Raw genomic sequence first — 16,665 nt, forward strand, 5'->3', positions numbered from 1 at the left:
ATACTATAGTTACATCGGTGACATACCAATGAAGACTGTTAACACTTCAACCAAAAAACTCATCAGATTCTCTGGTGAGGATGATGAAACGCCAGTAGAGCTCAGAATAGTGCTTTCGGTTACACCGGGAGACGACGAGCACGCTCCATTGTACGAAATTTCCAACGTCGCGATCAGCCCTGTTGACGAGGATCGGGATCCCGAAGAGAGCGATACAGACGAGCAAGTAGATGAACTCCTTGCAAAAATCAACGAACTCCGCCGCAAGGAGACCGGCAATTCTGGCCGTCGTATCGTAAGGAAGAAGCGCCGCGTGGAAGATCGGGACGATGAGGACGATGATGATCAGGATGATGACTCGTATGACTCAGAATCTCTAACGGATGCGGATTGGGAGGACGACGATACTGAGGAGCTGGTATCGGTTACACAGCGGGCTCGTGTCAAGAAGTACCGAGGATAGGCACCCTCATTCGTTTCCGCATTTCCCCCATACTGCGGAGGCACCTCCTCTTTTTCTGATTTTCGAAATTATTGTCAATCACGATCTGATAATATGAATGCTTTATCACTCAATGTACCTTTATAAACCATGAGTAAAAATCCGTCGGGGTGACATATGACATACTACATTTACGATGTGAACGGATATGTGGGTGATCTGGCAAGCAGTCGAGGGTTATACGGTCTTAAAGAAGCGTTACAGGGACGGGGAGGGGCGCTCGAAGAACTGTTCGAAAATGGTTGCATCGAGGATATTAACGGTGTGATCGCGGAACTGAAAGGTGCGAAGAATAAGAACACCGATGTGGCAAAGACAATATGTAATCTGCGCGCTCTGGTCAAGCGGTGCGACTCGATCATTATAATCACTGATGGCGTGGGACTTGACGACGGTACTCCTGAAACGACGGATGCAGAAATCGAGGCGCACCTCATGAGAATCCCGGCATATGCAGCGAACCCTGAGAAATACAGGGTGATGGAAAGAGAAATGAGGAAAAACCCGGCGAATAAGAAAAAATAGACCTTATTCCTGTTCTTTTTTTATGATAGAAACAACCCATTTATTCAAATATCCAACACACTCCGGACAGAGATAACGTCTTTCCCACGTCGCAATACGGTCGGATGAGTAAAGACCAGATTCAAGTTTTCGTTTCCCGAGAGCATAATTCCAAAATATCAAGCCTTTCTCCTGATCCGCAGCAGTTCTCGCATCCACTTTTGTGAAATTCTTGCGACTATTATCAATGAAACAACCACAAAGGCGGCATTCTCGTAAATCCAGTTTTTCCAGCAAACGCAGCTGTGCACTTGTCAATGGTTTATAGTAAGGGCTGGTAAGGATCTCTGTGCATTTGTTTCCTTTAATCTGAATAAGACCAATTCCCAGATGATTTGCAATAGCGATTTCGTCAGTACTGAATTTATCGTCGCGAATATCAGCCAGATATACCCTATTTGCATATACCTTGTAACCGGAAGCTTGACCACAAGAGGTTGCAAACTGCCCCGTCCCTTTTTTTACTTCTACCGAAATCGTTTCAACTTCTTCGGATAGTTCCCCACCGGTATCTCGGACGCCCACTACATCGATCCGGCTGAATTGTAATCCGGTATCAGACGCCGTCTTGAAACAATGCTGATATGTTTTAAGCCATTTTTCTACTAATGGATAGAGTGATTTTTCATCGATTGTATTTTTTTGCCCGGTCTTTTGCATAGAATTTCCTGTCAATTTCTAGGAATATAAGGTATGCTGAATAATGCTTGCCGAGTCCCGGTAGGGAGCGATCTAACCCGATTTGTGATTACCGTGCAGCAGCCTGTGCACTATTCGCTTTCACGTCCGTGCATGCTTGATCCTGTTCCCTGTTACTGACACTTCCCTGTAGGACATCCCCGCGGTACGCTGCACCTTTGAACTTAAGTACGATGGTGTTTTATCCCGTGCATTTTCCAGAAATCGCGCGCTGACCAAGCGTGATCAGGTGTCTGACGAAATCCTGCACTACGGGGTTTTTGCTGTATTATACCTGTTAGGCACAAGGGTGCGACGGTTCGGGGAAATTCGATCCGGCGACTTACACATATTTACCCACAAATGAAGAGTTTCGCTAACAGAATCAATCTACAGCCTCTTTGGCGGGGCTTCTGGATACGGCGTGCGGGGCTCTTCCACAATAGTTATGAGCGGTGCCTTACCTCCCCTGCGTTCAACCGTGACCAATCCCGCAAGTTCCAGCAGGTGCAGGTTCCGTGATACTGACCATCGTGAGATCCCAAATTGATCAAGGGTTGATCGAGTAACCTTGATTGTGAAGGATTTTGTCAATCCTGCGAGATACCACAGGGCAACTCCGAGATGCAGGGCTTTCCCGGAAAGTTTTGCAGCCATCGTAAGCCAGACCAGTGGTACCGGGCCACACAGGAACTTGTCATACCGTCTCTTGCGGGGCGAAGGCGGCGCTTTCTTGGTGATGCTCTGGCATGCAGGCAGGTCAATTTTGTTCTCATTTGCAAGATCAAGCTTGTCAGCAGACCTACCGGGTTCACGAGCCATTCCAACACCTCTTATTAAGAGAATTGATCTTCAAAAAGAAGATCATATAATATATAGGACGGGTGGGGTACGGCGCTACAAGGGATGGTGCACCGTGCACCATCGTTGGTGCAGGGTACCCCATGTTACTCGCTGAGTCTTTCCGGGTCATTGGGTGCCGGCCTCCGCATCAATTTCATCCAATAACCGGGTTACTCGATTCCATGTCTCTATCCCCCGAGGGTCGGAGTACCTGTACGGATACCGGATGATATCATAGTCTACCCGTACTACTCGCTGTTCGCCCAAGACGTAGGAGGATGCTTTTTCCATTACGGCCACTGCCTTCTCGGCTACATTGTCAGCATCTTCCACCGGGCATTCTAACAGTACTGCGTCATGCACCGGGCCTACGACATCTATTCCGTTCCGCTCAAGGAGAACACTGGCCATCCTCAATATGTCCGCGCCAGTGCTCTGCATTTGCCAGTTTCGGATCGATCTTGAAGCGTCTCCACCATCTCCAGCGATATGGAATTGCCATCCAAAGGAAGTTGTCATCCTTCGGGTCAGTAGTGCATCGTTCAATACCCTGTCAGACCAGTCCCAGTACGTTTTAAACACCCTGCGATGTTGCCGCAGAAGTTCCCCGGCATAAGCCGGTGGCCGGTTCATCTGCCGAGCCAATGACTGTTCTCCCATACCAAATTGTACCCCGAGCGCGCAAATCTTGTACAGGTCTCTCACGGCTTTGTGGCTCTCCTTCGTTGCGTCTTGAGGAGCTGCTCCTGCCATCTTTGCGAAAGAAAGGTAGGGATCCGTGGATGCGTATGCTGCCTGCATGGCAGAATCCTCTGAAAGATACCCGGCTATGGCGAACTCCTGCTGAGCATAATCCGCATAGATGAGTGCTTTCCCGGGTTCGGGCTGGATGAGTGATCGAAGCCAAACAGCGGGGCCGAATATATATTTGGCTGAGCTGGGTTGGTTCCTGCCAGTCTTGCTCCGGAATGGTGACAACATAGTGCGGTTTCTACCATCTGCCCCCACAGCCAGGTCATTTAATTTCATCGCGCCAAGGATGTGGCGGAGATCCTTGAGTCCTTGCAGAAAGGGATAGGTCGTTGTCATGTCCTTGAAGACGTCGTATGACAAGCTGAGACGACCTGTCTCTGTTCGGTGCCACGGTATGTCTTTCTCTGAAAGATACCGTTCGAATTCCGCTGTCTTGAAGGTCAGCCCATCGTAAACACCATAGTCGGCATCGATCTCTTTCACGAGCCGCGCCTGGAGTCCCTGCCAATGTTGCCGGAGCCTGTTTAACGTTACAGTGTCTATAGGGATTCCCCGATACTCCATCCGCGCGATGGATTCCTGATATATGCCACGGAAGAGCGCCCGGGGCCAGTCAATGGCGTGCTGCATCTTCAGGAATAGGTCGGTAGTGAGACGGACGTCTTCCGCGCAGTAATCTAATATGCTTCGGCGGTCGCTCTCCGAGTATGGTCCGCCGGCAAGAACGAGATTTCGCATCTGTTCCTTATGGTCCGAGCTTGGAATGGAGGGTACTCCCCGGTATTCACACGCCGCGAGAAGTGAGTTCCCAACACCGAGAAGCCCGTTTGTCTGGACGCGGTGTTCTGCGAAGAGGTCAACTAAGTTGGCCGGCATCTGCCACCCAAGGGCCAGATGGCAGGACATCTCCGCAGGCGCGTAGAAACTGATGAAGATTGCATCTTTCCCGGGGGAATAGGGGGGCGATTTTAGATCCCCGGAATTCTCTCCCTCAAGCCATATGTTTTCAGTCTTCCCGCTCCGCAGCTCCCGTGCCACCAGACATACCGGATTTGGTCGCTCACCGGGATTGCTGGTGTATTCGAAGTCCACCACCCATATAGACTGGCAGTCAGCCGGGACGGTCATAGCCGCCCCTTGAGCCGATTGATTATCGGGTGATCCGGTTCATTGATATACCTGCCCTTAAATGCGACGGACAACGCTTCCTTCAGTGTGGTCGGGGGTATGGGCCAGTCAGGTTCCGGCAGGTTGACTTCTGGTTTCCAGACATCATAACCCCCGAGAGCCTTGTTAGCGCTTATCCGAACCCACTCGGTTTCGGCTTTGAGATATGCCTCTTCCCTGCTCCGGTTGAACGAATTGTGCTTGCCGTCTGCGTCAGGAAGGCCTACCGGACTAAGTAATAACACACCAGATCCGTGCACAATCAGGGTGTGTATCCGCGCACGCTTTACGAGTCCCTGATCATTCAGGAAACCGAGACACACGGGGCCGACGAGATAAGTCTCTCCATCCTCATCCTCGTAAAGGGGCAAATCAATTGTCCACTCGCTGCCGGGACGTTTTCTGAAGTACTCAGTCTTTTTCGTCTTTCGTATCGGAATAATACTGAGATCTCTCTTCACCATTATCTGCTCGGATGCGGGGAGTCGCAGAGCATCAAAGTCGATGTCGTTTATCCCGTTTTCAACGTTCAGAACTTGCGAGGGAGAATCCATTACAGATCCTTCCGGTTTTCTCGAACGGTTAACATCATTGCTGACCGGAACTTGCTCGTTACACTTCATGCCACTGTCCCCCCGCTGGATGGTTGTGCCTGGCTCCATGGGGTGTAGTTGATCACCCTCCAGAGCCTCTTGCCCCCCCTCTTTGAGAACCTGAGTAGTCCAGCGTTATAGAGACGCATATAAGCCCGGTATTCGAAAGAAGGCAGGGTTTTAGCGTCTTTGAAGGTGTACTCCCGCGCTGTGTATGCAGCAGCGAGCTCAGCATAGAGTGCGGTTTTACTTGCACCCATCCCGCGAAAAGTAGTAGTCAAGACGACTCAGCTCCTTGATGAACTGCCGAGTCGTCAACGATCTCAATATCTCCATTCCGAACAAGGACGTATGCTAAGTCCTTGTATATTGACGGCAAATGATCGATCTCACATGCCGTCGTTCTTAGTGTCCTCGGTCGGGATTGCCCGACAGAGGATGTCTCGTTGGGTTGTCTCATGGTGATAAACACCAACATATAACTTTGGGGCTCCTAGCAAAGCCAGAATGAGCCTAACCCAATCCCCCGTGTTTCTTTTCCCAATCAGACCCCGTATATCATTTTTTTCAATATTCCGGGGATGAAAAAATTCCATACTGCCAGTTTATCACCTTCAGGAAAAGAAGGTAAAACATGGCGCGGAGACTGAAAGCACAAGGTGAAAAGAATCCCGTTGGAATTACAAAAATCGTTATATTGACCCTCGTTTTCAACAATACGGAGGGTGTGACGGTCGACGGCATTCGTGACGTTTTATTCTCTCGATTCGGCATTATCGAGAGAGATCCGATCAAAGAGCATCTGAAATACTTTGTCGAAAAAGGGTACGTACAGCAAATTCAACCCACCCCGCAGGATGACCCCGTCTTCAAGCCTACGAACGATATAAAAAAGTTCAAAGAATTATGGTTGGATGTCCCACGTATTTGGAAAAATGCTGATAAAAAGGAGATGGATGCCTTTATCTCAACCCATCGGGTGTCACAGTTCATCGAAAAAGATATTGTCCCGGCGTTTATCGGATCTCCCGTTTCAATAACAATCAAGGGGGAGGAACCATTCGAGGTAAAGGATCTCTATGCCAATCTCCCGCATAATGAACAATATCGTCAGAATCCAGAGTTCAAACGGGTTTGTATATGGGCAGTCAAATCGTGCCCATTACTGATTACCCACATCTTCAAGCCGAACAACCAGGTTCTTCTCTGTCTTTCCATGACGCTTCAAAGATCCCTTAATTTACCCGATGTGAAACGATCATTATCCTCGCTTATTGATCTGTCCCCGCAAGAACTATCAGAGAATTTTGCCCGAATTGGCGGATATATTCGCGACGATTGGTATAGAATACGTTTTTCATCGGGCTCTATCTCGAAGGAAATGGTCTGCATTTTAACAATGATCACTTGCTTCTATATTTATCTCGAACGATCCCCAGACCGTGACCTCGCGAAGTCGTATTACACAAATGAAAACTACCTTGCTCTCTGGGGACAATACAAGATGATAATGGAACAATTGTCCAGAGAAAATCAGGAAATTCTTATGGATGCGATGAAAATAGTGTTTATTGTCTCTCTTACAGACCAACTATTACACGAGAACCAAACTAAAGTTAAAATCCCACCAAATGCGTTTTAGAGCGGGGTATTAGGGACCCCCCCCTACGCGTATCTTCGTGACAGGATTTGCCGAATCTCTGGGTGGCTGTCGATATAGTTTATAAGATCATTCTGGGTGGCTGCAACTTCCTCCGTCAGGGCACACCCGCAGATAGTGCAGAACCGAGCCGTTGGTGTGTTGCTCTCCCCACACTTCGGGCATTGAGCTGGGATGTACTTCTTTGGGGCTTTCCGTTTGTTCAACGGTACTCCCATCAGTTCGAGGTATCGAAGATCCGTAGCATCAGTGGTTACCTGCGCATAGGTTGCAAGTTGCGTTGTGCGAAGCGTCCCCCACATAAACATCTTGATAACTGCCTCATCGATCCCCTCCTCGACCATGTGCGTTATCCGTGTGTGCCGCATCAGATGGGGGGTGAACTTTTTTTGGATCCCCGCACGTTTTGCAATGTCTTTGAGATGCTGAGCTAACCCCTCGTACTGGAGAGGAGTGTTCTGACGTGTGAAAAACACAAGAGCGTTTTCCGAGGGGTCGTAGGGATAATCGTTTTTCCACGCCGCGATATAGGGTTTTGATGCCGTCAACCGGATCGTGCGGGGGAAATCCGTTTTTTTACAAACATGAATACGTGCACCATATTCGTCGAGTGTGATGTCACCCCAGCTCAATTCCCCTATCTCGATGCTACGAAGTCCGGCTTCATATAAGATCGAGACCATTGCCCGATCTCTGGAGGATTGGCAGGCAGCAACCATCGCTCGAACCTCATCCCGTGTGAAGATTTGGTCTGGCGTCTTGGTGATGCGATCCATCGGGGGAGCCTTGATTTTTTGTATACCCTGAAGAGGTATCGCTGTGACCTGATTTTCCGACAGCCACGTGTTGAACTGGAGAAGAAATTCGATCTTATCATGAAGGGTGTTCCGTTTGTAGGGTCTCCCTTTCAGTTTCGCATCCTGAAGACCGATCACTCCCTTGTGCAGATCCGCCAAGGTGTTTTTCCTGAACTCACCAATATACCGTCTCCAATCCACCAGATGGTAGATGATCTTGTTCACACGACCAACACTGATCTGACGATTTGCCTGACGTTCTGTTGCGTACGAGAGGATAAGATCCGCATCGTCTTGGGTCAAACGACCCTGCTTAACCGCCTTCGTGATAGAATTTAACCCCCACGCACTCCGTACTCCGTGAAAATCGCAGTCGAAGCGGGTAGGGGCTTGACGGGTAATCGGAATTTTCATGCCATGGTCGTTTACGACCATATTCTTAAGCGCGCCCGTTGTGGGGCATCCAACATGAGAAGGGAATGCTGCTATGGGGATTGTCGGTCTGCTCTGCCTGAAATATAAGGACGGGTTCTGGACCGCGATGGTGGTCGGCTCGGGGCTTTTTTCCTTCAGCGCAGGGCTCGGCCATGTCTGGGAACTGGTCGCACATGGCAATACCGCCCCCAACAATGCCGGTGCGGTCATGTACATGGACATGCTTTATCCGCTCTTCCTTGCCATGCTGCTTATCTGGTACAGGAAAAAATGCACGGCTGGAGAAGCTTCGCCCGTTTGAGCCGGGAACATCAGCGGTAAGGGCAGGGAGGGAGTACCCATCAATACAAATCTTCATCTCCATTGGTGCCCTTATAATACTCTTCTGGAGATGTCTGCATTAAGGACGGCGTGAAAAAACCAGGTGAACCGGACGGCCCGGCTGAATTCAATGCTGACGGGACGCCGGTCGTACGCGTGAGGCTGCCAAAGAAGAGGAACGGCGAACAGTTTGCCTGCGCCGAACTGATGATGGGGGCAAACCACATCCGGGTCCGTTGCCTTGACGGCGTGGAGCGGATGGGCAGGATCAAGGGCAAGATCAAGAAACGCGCATGGATCCGTGAAGGCGATATCCTGATCGTAGTACCGTGGAGTTTCCAGGATGAGAAATGCGATATCCTGTACAGGTACCTTCCCCCGCAGGCCGACTGGCTGCGGAAGAATCACTACCTGAGCGTATAATCCGGCAATCAGGCGCGTTCCTTTTTTTTGTTCAGCAAGTCCCCATCAACAGGGTGTACAAACATTGCATTTATTATACAGTGCCGACAAATAATTGACCACAGTTTTGTACAAGACTGTTTGAGTAATAACCATGTACGGATCAAATAATTTTGGTGGAAACAGAGGACCCAGAGATTTCGGGCCCCGCGAAATGACGAAAACTACTTGCTCAGACTGCGGAAAGGAATGTGAAGTTCCGTTCAAGCCGACTGAGGGCCGCCCGGTGTACTGCCGTGACTGCCTCCCCAAGCACCGGAAACCCCGGTTCTAATTTTTTTGTTTTATTCTCTTCTTCTGCAGTATTGTTTCCGGTACGGTTACGTCCGGTTTCCGGGTTGATAAATTCCCCGTAAGAGAGTCCGGGTACGGCTGCGCATGATATCCGGCGACCACCGTGATATCAGGAATTCAGGAGGGATCCATGATTCCCGCCTTGTCATCGCAGGCCGTTATTGCGGGCACCAGCTGCCAGAGCTTATGAACCGGAACGGCCAACAAATACGTTACCAGGCACCAGCCCCTGAATAACCATGAACCCGATCTCTATCTTCGGCCACCGCCAGCCCGATACGGACAGCATCGCGAGCGTGATAGGGTACGCGGATTTCAGGAACCGGTCCGAGCCGGGCAGGTACATCCCTGCCCGGTGCGGGGAGCTGAACCCGGAGTCCCGGTTCATGCTCGATCGTTTCGGTCTCAGGGAGCCGGCCTTCATCCCCTCAGTAGAACCAACGCTCGGCGATATTCATTATAAGCCGGTCTTTGCCCTGCCGCAGGATATCCCCACGGTTGACGTTGCAACCCTGATGGCAAAGGAGGGACTCCGTAATGTCGTCATCACGGATGCAGCCGGAAAACCGGTGGGGATAGTAGGTGAACACGCGCTCGCGAACGCTTATATCCAGACCATCCATCTCGCCGAGCTTGCGGTCTCTTCGGTCCCGATTGAGACACTTGCCCGGATCCTCCAGGCGAGCGTCATCGTCCCGGCCCACCCGGTTCTCGAAGGCCGGGTCTATATCGCAATCGATGCCCTGCACGTGACGCTCTCCAAGATGACTACCCGGGATATCGCTGTTGTCGGGGACAACGAGCCGGCGCAGCTTGCGCTCGTCTCGGCCGGTATCGCCTGCCTGATCATCGCTGAAGGAGCGCCGGTCGGTGAGCGCCTTACAACGGCCGCCTCCCGCAGGGGCGTCTCCGTTCTGGCGACAGGACTCGATGCATTCGGGGTCGGCCGCATGATCAACCTCTTCCTTCCCGCACGGGAAGTGATGGAGGCAAATGTCCCGATCCTCACCTTCTCCGATACGATTGCCCATGCACGGCAGGTCGTCTCCGGCTCGCAGTTCCGGGCGGCCTGTGTTGTCGCGGGGGATGGGACACTTGCCGGCGTCCTGACACGGACTACCCTGCTCGACGATGTACGCAGATCGGTGATTCTCCTTGATCACAACGAGGCCTCTCAGGCAGTGCCCGGGATTGAGGAGGCAGAGATCGTCGAGATCATCGACCATCACCGGCTCGGGGCTATCACGACATTGAAACCGATCCGGTTCTTCAATGATCCCGTTGGTGCGACCTCGACCATCATTGCGATGAAGTTCATGGAGTCCGGGCTCACCCCGTCACCGCCCGTTGCCGGGGTACTGCTCTGCGGCATCCTCTCCGACACGCTTGCGCTGCGGATGTCGACAACAACGCACCAGGACCGGCAGGCAGTGAAGTTCCTGGCCCGGGTATCCGGCGAAGATCCTGAGGAACTCGGCATCGCCCTGCTCGAACAGGGTATGGACCTCTCCGGGGTATCCCTTGCGACCCTTCTCGCCCGCGATACAAAAGAGTTCGCGCTCTTTGGCAACAGGGTGCTGATTGCACAAGTGATGGTCCCGGCCTTTGGCTGGAACCGGGAACGGGCCGGGCCAATCCGTGACGAGCTGGAGAAGATGCGGACCGCTGCCAATGCTGATCTTGCGCTCGCCCTCTTCACCAATGTACTGGAGAATGCAAGCGATCTTGCCGGGGCGGGAGACCCGGGGCTGATCCGGGAACTCTTCGGAAGCGATCTGCCCACCTGCCTCCCCGGGGTGATGTCCCGCAAGAAAGATTTCCTCCCGCTGCTGGGCGAGAAACTCCGCGGGCAGGCACGCCCGTAACCGTTTTTTGTCTCTGCCCGACAGGATTTATACCGGTGCCTGCCAAGATCTCCAGAGGAACCGGACACCATGAATCATGAGTTTGACACCATCCGAAAACACGTAACCTCTGTGCTCGGACAGGCAGGATCGCACGGGATGGATCACGTTAAGAGGGTCACCCGGCTCTGCGGGCAGATCGGGGAAGAGGAGCATGCTGACATGGCAATCCTGATCCCCGCTGCCCTGCTCCACGATATCGCCCGTCCGATCGAGAAGACGCAGGGGATCCCCCACGAGGAGGAAGGGGCACGGATCGCGGAGCAGTACCTGCGTTCCATCCACTATGATGAAAACCATATTCCTGCCATTGCCGGGGCGATTCGCACCCACCGGTTCCGGTCAAAGGAATTACCGGCAACGCTGGAAGCGAAGATTCTTTCCGACGCGGATAAGCTGGACGCGATGGGGGCGTCCGGCATCGCCAGGACTTTCATGCGGGCGGCGGAGCACGGCGGGGGAATCGATGACGCGATCGCCCATTTCCATGACAAACTGCTGAAACTCGGGGAACTGATGTACACGGGGTCCGGTCGCAGGATCGCAAAAACACGGCATGCATTTCTTATCAGGTTTCTCGAGGCCCTTGATGAAGAGAGGCGGGGTGCCGGATAGGCAGCGGAGCATGGCAGGGAAACGGCTGCGGTTCCGCCGCAGGGTCAGGACCTGCCGGTGATGACCCCGGTATATTCCGGTGGGAATATGCCGTGGGTCCCGCCCTGTCCGTCAGAAAGTAAAACTCATGAGAGGGAGGTTCGGGTTCATCAGATAGATCATCACCGTGACATACGTAGCCGCGATCAGAATTATGAGGTAAGGGATCTGGAATAATACGGCGAGAACGGCCGACCTCATGGACTGGAACATCGTGGCAACGATCATCGTCAGCAGCAAGGCCATCACCACCATACTGAAGAAGACCGAATGGGCCCAGAAGAAGACAAAAAACCAGGCCACATTCAGGAACAGGCTGGTGATGAAGAGCCAGACGGCGAGCTGTGCCTCCTTGTTTTTTTGGGCCGAGTTCCAGATGGAATACAGGCAGAACGCAAGCAGGAGCGAGATCGCTATAATTCCGTAATAGATGAACGAGACTTGGGGAACGAACGAGGGTTTCGACAGGGGTCCGTACCATACCGGAATGGAGGGAATAAAAAAATACAGGTCCGCGTATCCGGCTGAAAGGCAGATAAAAAGGGCGGTGATTAAACGTACTACGGGATGCATTGTAATCATGATCCGACGGTGTCTCCCGCTCCATTACCTATAGAGATTCTATAGATTTCCGGGAGCGTAATTAATAGGAATTATTTTGTCAACTATTATGTATTGTGGTCGATTCGCGCAGGAATCGGCGTAAAGCGGGAAACCGAAGGTGTCTGCGACCGGATGGCATAGCAGGTTCGCTGATCCCCGGTGATGCCGGGGCACGGGGTATCAGGGTGCCGGAAACCCGGGCGGCAGGCGTGCCATCGTGTCGTTTCACCGTAATGATGAAAGAAGGGTTTCCGGGTCAATGAAGTCCCGGAAATTTTACACCGTAGACCTGACTATCGTGGAGGCGGAAGGCTGCGGCGGGCCGTATTGTCGCTCCATAATGCCAATCAAACAGGTGCATTTTTTGCCGGGAAAACGTGGTTCACCGGGTGTGCCGGCCCTGGGAAAAATGATCAGTCCCCCGGATTTGCCGGGGTAAAGATGAGCGTCGGTTTCCCGCCGATCCCGTAGAGGGTCAGGACCCGGTCATGGACCCGCAGTTCGTCCACACCTTCAAGCATGCCATAGTACCGCTCTTCCTGGAGATCGGCATTGCTGTCCCAGCATCCCATATCGGTTGTCGTCACCTGGGATATAACAATCTCCGTCTCCCGGACCATGTACCGGGCGGAGTACCAGTTGCAGCCCCCCCTCCCGGTCAGCATCCCGTCCGTCCGGAAACTTGCGTTGATGACCGTACCGTTCAGTACCGGGGTTACGTTGCCATCGGGATCGACAAAGGACTGGAGCGACCAGGTATTTTCGGTTATTGCTGTCGCGGCCGTTGCTCCCTGGCCCGACAGGTTCATGTAGACGATGAGGATGATGAGGATCGCGATGAGTATGACTGCAACGGAAACCATGAATCCCTTCGGCTGCTCTGCCTCGGGCTTTTCTTCCGTAACGGGCTCTTCGGGCTCCTGATCATCTGGCATAGCCGGTGTTCACCCGGTGACGCATTAACCGTTTCGTTTGGGGGAGGTCTGGATAGTATCCAGAGATCATGAATACGGTAAATGTGGACTTTGTTACAGATTGTTCCGGAAAATGTTCCGGAAAATTTTCAGGTTTAGTAAAAAATCTGTTCAACTTTTTTCAGCTAAATCCCGCTCAAAAATTTTTGAACAAGAGTCGTTTAAAAAAATCCAAACGCGATCACATTGATCGATTGAAAAAGCCGTTTCCAAGCGGCTGCTGAAACTGCCCCGCAGTTTCAGACATTTTTAATCACGATCGGTTGGGCCGGTTGAATTTGCTCAGGTCCGGACCGGCCGTAATGGTAAATAAAAAATCATTAAAAGAAATCCCACAAATGGAGTCCTGAGGGGAATGGTGAATAGATCTCCTCCGGTCCCACTCATCCATCGTAGCATCTACCCCACAAAACCTCAAACCTGCACCCCGAATCCGGGCTATTTACAGCCCCGGTTTGCCAATCCGGGCAATCAGTTTCCGGCCGGACTGCACAAAATCACGAATTCCGGCACACATTTTTGAACAAAGCCCGTATAATCGTTTTTAAGGCAAAATACGCATTTTACCGCCTTTTGAAAAACGCTAATGTACGCTTTTGGGAGGCGAAACCGGAGGGGGCTGGACTTGAATGGCGCAGGGTCCGGGAAATGCGTCTATGAACGTTCCACGCGAAATACCCCCAGTTACAACAGCTCCGTAGAGAACGGGTTGATCTTCCGGACCCTGTCTTTATGAAAAACCTCCAGGAGGATCGCATCAAACAGGGGGTTGTCGGAGGTCAAACCGGGCTTAAGTTGGGCTTTGTTTGGAAACGGAGGCCGTAGCGTGCCCGGATTCGGGGTAGTGTGAGATGCGAAAAAGGGGGATCGGGATATGGTATTTCAGAGTAGATTAGATGGAAGTTTGGGCGGGTTTGGGACCGAAGTTTTTTGGCCGGTCCGGAATATTTTTGAAAAATTTTCTTGGGAAATTTTCCGGAATAATTTTTGGACCGGGAAAAATTATATTGAAAAATTCCGGGGCACGAGTGATCGCAGAGATGCGATTGGCGGGGAGGTCCGGGAATTTTTTTGATGAGGGATCTGGGGAGTCAGGAAAAAAAATTTGATAAGAGGTTGGGGGAGATGATAGATTCAAAGACGGGATAGTTTCCGCCAAATATTATCTCCTTGCTTTCTTTTTGGAACTCCATAATCCCTTGATCTGCCCGGCCTCACCATTTACGGTCGAACGCTGCCGTAACTCATAATATTTGCCGGTGACAGGATTGTGGATTCGTCTGGTTGTCATATCACTAACATAACGTTTGTCCAGGGGCTATTATTTTTTTCTGAAGATATTTTCACATCTCAAAAAAGAATATAGTGCCGGGGTTCCCCCAATCCAAGCTCATGGGGGGTAGCTACCCCACCCCCGGCCCGGAATTCCCGGAGGGGGTAGGGGGGGTGGCTCCCTCAGCGGGTGGGGTGGGTACCCCTCCCTGCTGAGAAGGGGTGGGTATCCCCCTCTTCCTCGCGTTCCGGAAATCCTGGCGAAACGTCCCGCCGTCTGAAGCTCCACGCGAATTGTCACGGTTGTTCATGCAGGCAAGGGGGTGGTGGGGGGGTCCTGAAGGGAGAGAGGGGGCTACCCCCGGCGCAACCCTCATCACCACTCCTCGCACAATAGAGAATATGGACACCCCCGGAACCGGTAAAGCAGCACCAGCCCTCACCCTCCTGATCCTCTCCATATCCCTCGCCACATTCATGGCGGGACTCGACGGCACGATCGTCAACATCGCCCTCCCGACCATCTCCGAGGCGTTCCAGGTCTCCACGGCCACCGTCAGCTGGGTTGCGACCGCATACCTGCTCGTGATGGCCGGCTGCGTACTGGTCTTCGGGAAGATCTCCGACATCATCGGGTTCAGAAAGGTCTTCCTCGCAGGATTTGCAATATTTACCCTCGGATCGCTGGCCTGCGGGATTCTCCCTGACATCTTCGGCTCGCTCACGTGGCTCATCGCCTCGCGGATCTTCCAGGCGATCGGCGGTGCGATGATGACGGCGATCGCACCGGCGATGATCACCGCCTATATCCCGATGGACCAGAAAGGCAGGGCAATGGGCATCGTCATGACGCTCGCGGCGCTCGGCACCGCCCTTGGCCCGACCATCGGCGGGTTCCTGACCCAGTACTTCTCGTGGCACGCGATCTTCTTCATCAATGTGCCGGTCGGGATCGTGGCCGTGCTCCTCGGGGCAAAGGTCATTCCCCGGGATACCGGACAGAAGGAACTGGCCGGGTTTGACACCACCGGGGGCGGCCTGGTCTTCGTGGGGCTCGCCTCCCTCCTGTTCGTGGTATCCGAAGGTGACAGTATCGGGTGGACCTCCCCGGGCATACTCGCTCTCGCGGCACTCGCCGTAATCACGCTCGGATGGTTTGTCCGGCACGAGCTCATGAGCGCCGACCCGCTCCTCGATCTCCGGCTCTTCAGGGACAGGAATTTCCTCCTGACAAACCTTCTCCTCTCGCTCGTCTTCTTCAGCTTCGCGGGGATCAACTACCTCCTGCCGTTCTACCTGAAGTACGTCAGGAACTATGACACCTCCTCGGCCGGTATTGTCATGACCTCGCTCTCCTTTGCGATGATGGGGGCCGGCATCCTCTCCGGGTATCTCTTCAACCGGACGGGACCCCGGGCGCTCTGCGTAGTCTCCGGCATTACGCTGACGGTCGGGTACTTCCTGATGACCCGTCTGCACACCGACACTCCCCCGGGCTACATAGTCTTCAGCCTTGCGCTGATCGGCTTCGGGCTCGGCCTCGTCATCACCCCGGCCTCGAACATGGTCATGAACTCGGTGGCCCGGACAAAACAGGGCATGGTCTCGAGCCTGACAAGCCTCGAACGGTTCGCCCCGCTGACCCTCGGGATCGCCTTCTTCAACCTGGTCTTCATCCAGGGCGTCCTTACGATTGCCGCAAACAGCGCGGTCACGAGGGAATCCCCGTCAGACCTGCAGATGCACGTGCTCGCGTCAGGGTTCGACTTCGCCTTCTTCTTCTCGTTCCTGCTGGGGATAGTGATCATCGTGATCGCAATCGCTGCACGGGAAGAAATCCATCCGGATTACTGCAATCCATCTGAGCCCCGGGAACCGGGGGCAGGGATGGTCTGAAATTCACCCGGGTTCCCCGTCACCTGTTCGCTCCGGGGGGACCCGGGCCCTCTTTTTCCTTCGCATCAGGAAACGGACCCCCGGAAAACGCTCTCATGCATGCTGATCCGGCAAAGAGCAGGAAAATGCCGGTGACCGTCAGATACCGCGGGTTCACCGGATCACCGCATAACTCAGGCACAGGAAAAGTGGGACAGGGGCAGAAGAGGGTTTCCCGTGGGATCATGGTTAACCGGGACCCCTCCCATCATGCTATACACTAGGACAACGTATACTAGTATAATCATAAATGG

Annotated in this window: 16 protein-coding genes; 9 read left to right on the forward strand and 7 right to left on the reverse strand. The window is 52.8% G+C overall.

Going from position 1 to position 16,665, the window contains the following annotated elements:
* The first annotated feature begins 28 nt into the window (after positions 1-28).
* Both ABSE13_RS05360 and ABSE13_RS05365 read left to right on the forward strand, forming a co-directional pair.
* A complete protein-coding gene (locus ABSE13_RS05360; protein ID WP_424027472.1) occupies positions 29-463 on the forward strand; it encodes a hypothetical protein in 435 nt (144 codons plus the stop codon).
* Positions 464-619: 156 nt separating this feature from the next.
* Positions 620-1,027: a hypothetical protein gene (locus ABSE13_RS05365; protein WP_424027473.1), complete on the forward strand. Its 408-nt coding sequence runs from the start codon at positions 620-622 to the stop codon at positions 1,025-1,027.
* A gap of 3 nt (positions 1,028-1,030) precedes the next feature.
* Here the strand turns inward: ABSE13_RS05365 and ABSE13_RS05370 are convergent, their stop codons facing one another.
* The 4 genes from ABSE13_RS05370 to ABSE13_RS05385 all read right to left on the reverse strand — a co-directional run bounded on the left by ABSE13_RS05370 (position 1,031) and on the right by ABSE13_RS05385 (position 5,169).
* A complete protein-coding gene (locus ABSE13_RS05370) occupies positions 1,031-1,726 on the reverse strand; it encodes a hypothetical protein (protein ID WP_424027474.1) in 696 nt (231 codons plus the stop codon).
* A 408-nt stretch (positions 1,727-2,134) separates the two neighbouring features.
* Positions 2,135-2,566 carry a hypothetical protein gene (locus ABSE13_RS05375; RefSeq protein ID WP_424027475.1) on the reverse strand — a complete coding sequence of 144 codons (432 nt, stop codon included), beginning with the start codon at positions 2,564-2,566 and terminating at the stop codon, positions 2,135-2,137.
* A gap of 147 nt (positions 2,567-2,713) precedes the next feature.
* A complete protein-coding gene (locus ABSE13_RS05380; RefSeq protein ID WP_424027476.1) occupies positions 2,714-4,468 on the reverse strand; it encodes a DNA polymerase in 1,755 nt (584 codons plus the stop codon).
* The gene (locus ABSE13_RS05385; RefSeq protein WP_424027477.1) at positions 4,465-5,169 is read right to left on the reverse strand and encodes a hypothetical protein; all 705 of its coding nucleotides are present in this window, start codon (positions 5,167-5,169) and stop codon (positions 4,465-4,467) included. Before ABSE13_RS05385 ends, ABSE13_RS05380 begins: the two co-directional genes overlap by 4 nt.
* Positions 5,170-5,734: 565 nt before the next feature.
* Here ABSE13_RS05385 and ABSE13_RS05390 point away from each other — a divergent pair.
* On the forward strand, positions 5,735-6,742 hold the full coding sequence (locus ABSE13_RS05390; RefSeq protein ID WP_424027478.1) for a hypothetical protein: 1,008 nt from the start codon (positions 5,735-5,737) through the stop codon (positions 6,740-6,742).
* A gap of 23 nt (positions 6,743-6,765) precedes the next feature.
* Here the strand turns inward: ABSE13_RS05390 and ABSE13_RS05395 are convergent, their stop codons facing one another.
* Positions 6,766-7,992, reverse strand: coding sequence for a site-specific integrase (locus tag ABSE13_RS05395; protein ID WP_424027479.1), 1,227 nt, complete (start codon positions 7,990-7,992; stop codon positions 6,766-6,768).
* A 52-nt stretch (positions 7,993-8,044) separates the two neighbouring features.
* On the opposite strand from ABSE13_RS05395, the gene ABSE13_RS05400 reads away from it, so the two are divergent.
* The 5 genes from ABSE13_RS05400 (at position 8,045) to ABSE13_RS05420 (ending at position 11,588) form a co-directional block, all read left to right on the forward strand.
* Positions 8,045-8,293, forward strand: a complete 249-nt coding sequence (locus ABSE13_RS05400) for a DUF6790 family protein (RefSeq protein ID WP_424027480.1) — start codon at positions 8,045-8,047, stop codon at positions 8,291-8,293.
* Between the two features lie 110 nt (positions 8,294-8,403).
* Positions 8,404-8,736, forward strand: coding sequence for a translation initiation factor eIF-1A (gene eif1A, locus ABSE13_RS05405; protein ID WP_424027481.1), 333 nt, complete (start codon positions 8,404-8,406; stop codon positions 8,734-8,736).
* Positions 8,737-8,869: 133 nt separating this feature from the next.
* On the forward strand, positions 8,870-9,049 hold the full coding sequence (locus ABSE13_RS05410; RefSeq protein WP_015285958.1) for a CxxC-x17-CxxC domain-containing protein: 180 nt from the start codon (positions 8,870-8,872) through the stop codon (positions 9,047-9,049).
* Positions 9,050-9,308: 259 nt separating this feature from the next.
* A complete protein-coding gene (locus tag ABSE13_RS05415) occupies positions 9,309-10,934 on the forward strand; it encodes a putative manganese-dependent inorganic diphosphatase (protein WP_424027482.1) in 1,626 nt (541 codons plus the stop codon).
* 69 nt (positions 10,935-11,003) lie between these two features.
* Positions 11,004-11,588 carry an HD domain-containing protein gene (locus tag ABSE13_RS05420; RefSeq protein WP_424027483.1) on the forward strand — a complete coding sequence of 195 codons (585 nt, stop codon included), beginning with the start codon at positions 11,004-11,006 and terminating at the stop codon, positions 11,586-11,588.
* A 111-nt stretch (positions 11,589-11,699) separates the two neighbouring features.
* Here ABSE13_RS05420 and ABSE13_RS05425 read toward each other — a convergent pair whose 3' ends face one another.
* Together ABSE13_RS05425 and ABSE13_RS05430 are read right to left on the reverse strand one after the other, a co-directional pair.
* Positions 11,700-12,209, reverse strand: a complete 510-nt coding sequence (locus ABSE13_RS05425; RefSeq protein WP_424027484.1) for a TspO/MBR family protein — start codon at positions 12,207-12,209, stop codon at positions 11,700-11,702.
* A gap of 434 nt (positions 12,210-12,643) precedes the next feature.
* Positions 12,644-13,165 (reverse strand): META domain-containing protein, encoded by a 522-nt coding sequence (locus ABSE13_RS05430; protein WP_424027485.1) that lies wholly within the window; start codon positions 13,163-13,165, stop codon positions 12,644-12,646.
* Between the two features lie 1,713 nt (positions 13,166-14,878).
* Here ABSE13_RS05430 and ABSE13_RS05435 point away from each other — a divergent pair.
* Positions 14,879-16,372 carry an MFS transporter gene (locus tag ABSE13_RS05435; RefSeq protein ID WP_424027486.1) on the forward strand — a complete coding sequence of 498 codons (1,494 nt, stop codon included), beginning with the start codon at positions 14,879-14,881 and terminating at the stop codon, positions 16,370-16,372.
* Positions 16,373-16,665: the final 293 nt, after the last annotated feature.

The organism is Methanoregula sp. (genome assembly GCF_049518935.1).
Lineage (GTDB): Archaea > Halobacteriota > Methanomicrobia > Methanomicrobiales > Methanospirillaceae > Methanoregula.

Coding starts and splice junctions, on each gene's coding strand:
- ABSE13_RS05395 (WP_424027479.1), bottom strand. CDS start 7,992: ATGGTCGTAAACGACCATGGCATGAAAATTCCGATTACCCGTCAAGCC.
- ABSE13_RS05400 (WP_424027480.1), top strand. CDS start 8,045: ATGGGGATTGTCGGTCTGCTCTGCCTGAAATATAAGGACGGGTTCTGG.
- ABSE13_RS05375 (WP_424027475.1), bottom strand. CDS start 2,566: ATGGCTCGTGAACCCGGTAGGTCTGCTGACAAGCTTGATCTTGCAAAT.
- ABSE13_RS05380 (WP_424027476.1), bottom strand. CDS start 4,468: ATGACCGTCCCGGCTGACTGCCAGTCTATATGGGTGGTGGACTTCGAA.
- ABSE13_RS05410 (WP_015285958.1), top strand. CDS start 8,870: ATGTACGGATCAAATAATTTTGGTGGAAACAGAGGACCCAGAGATTTC.
- ABSE13_RS05415 (WP_424027482.1), top strand. CDS start 9,309: ATGAACCCGATCTCTATCTTCGGCCACCGCCAGCCCGATACGGACAGC.
- ABSE13_RS05370 (WP_424027474.1), bottom strand. CDS start 1,726: ATGCAAAAGACCGGGCAAAAAAATACAATCGATGAAAAATCACTCTAT.
- ABSE13_RS05425 (WP_424027484.1), bottom strand. CDS start 12,209: ATGATTACAATGCATCCCGTAGTACGTTTAATCACCGCCCTTTTTATC.
- ABSE13_RS05360 (WP_424027472.1), top strand. CDS start 29: ATGAAGACTGTTAACACTTCAACCAAAAAACTCATCAGATTCTCTGGT.
- ABSE13_RS05435 (WP_424027486.1), top strand. CDS start 14,879: ATGGACACCCCCGGAACCGGTAAAGCAGCACCAGCCCTCACCCTCCTG.
- ABSE13_RS05365 (WP_424027473.1), top strand. CDS start 620: ATGACATACTACATTTACGATGTGAACGGATATGTGGGTGATCTGGCA.
- ABSE13_RS05385 (WP_424027477.1), bottom strand. CDS start 5,169: ATGGAGCCAGGCACAACCATCCAGCGGGGGGACAGTGGCATGAAGTGT.
- ABSE13_RS05390 (WP_424027478.1), top strand. CDS start 5,735: ATGGCGCGGAGACTGAAAGCACAAGGTGAAAAGAATCCCGTTGGAATT.
- ABSE13_RS05420 (WP_424027483.1), top strand. CDS start 11,004: ATGAATCATGAGTTTGACACCATCCGAAAACACGTAACCTCTGTGCTC.
- ABSE13_RS05430 (WP_424027485.1), bottom strand. CDS start 13,165: ATGCCAGATGATCAGGAGCCCGAAGAGCCCGTTACGGAAGAAAAGCCC.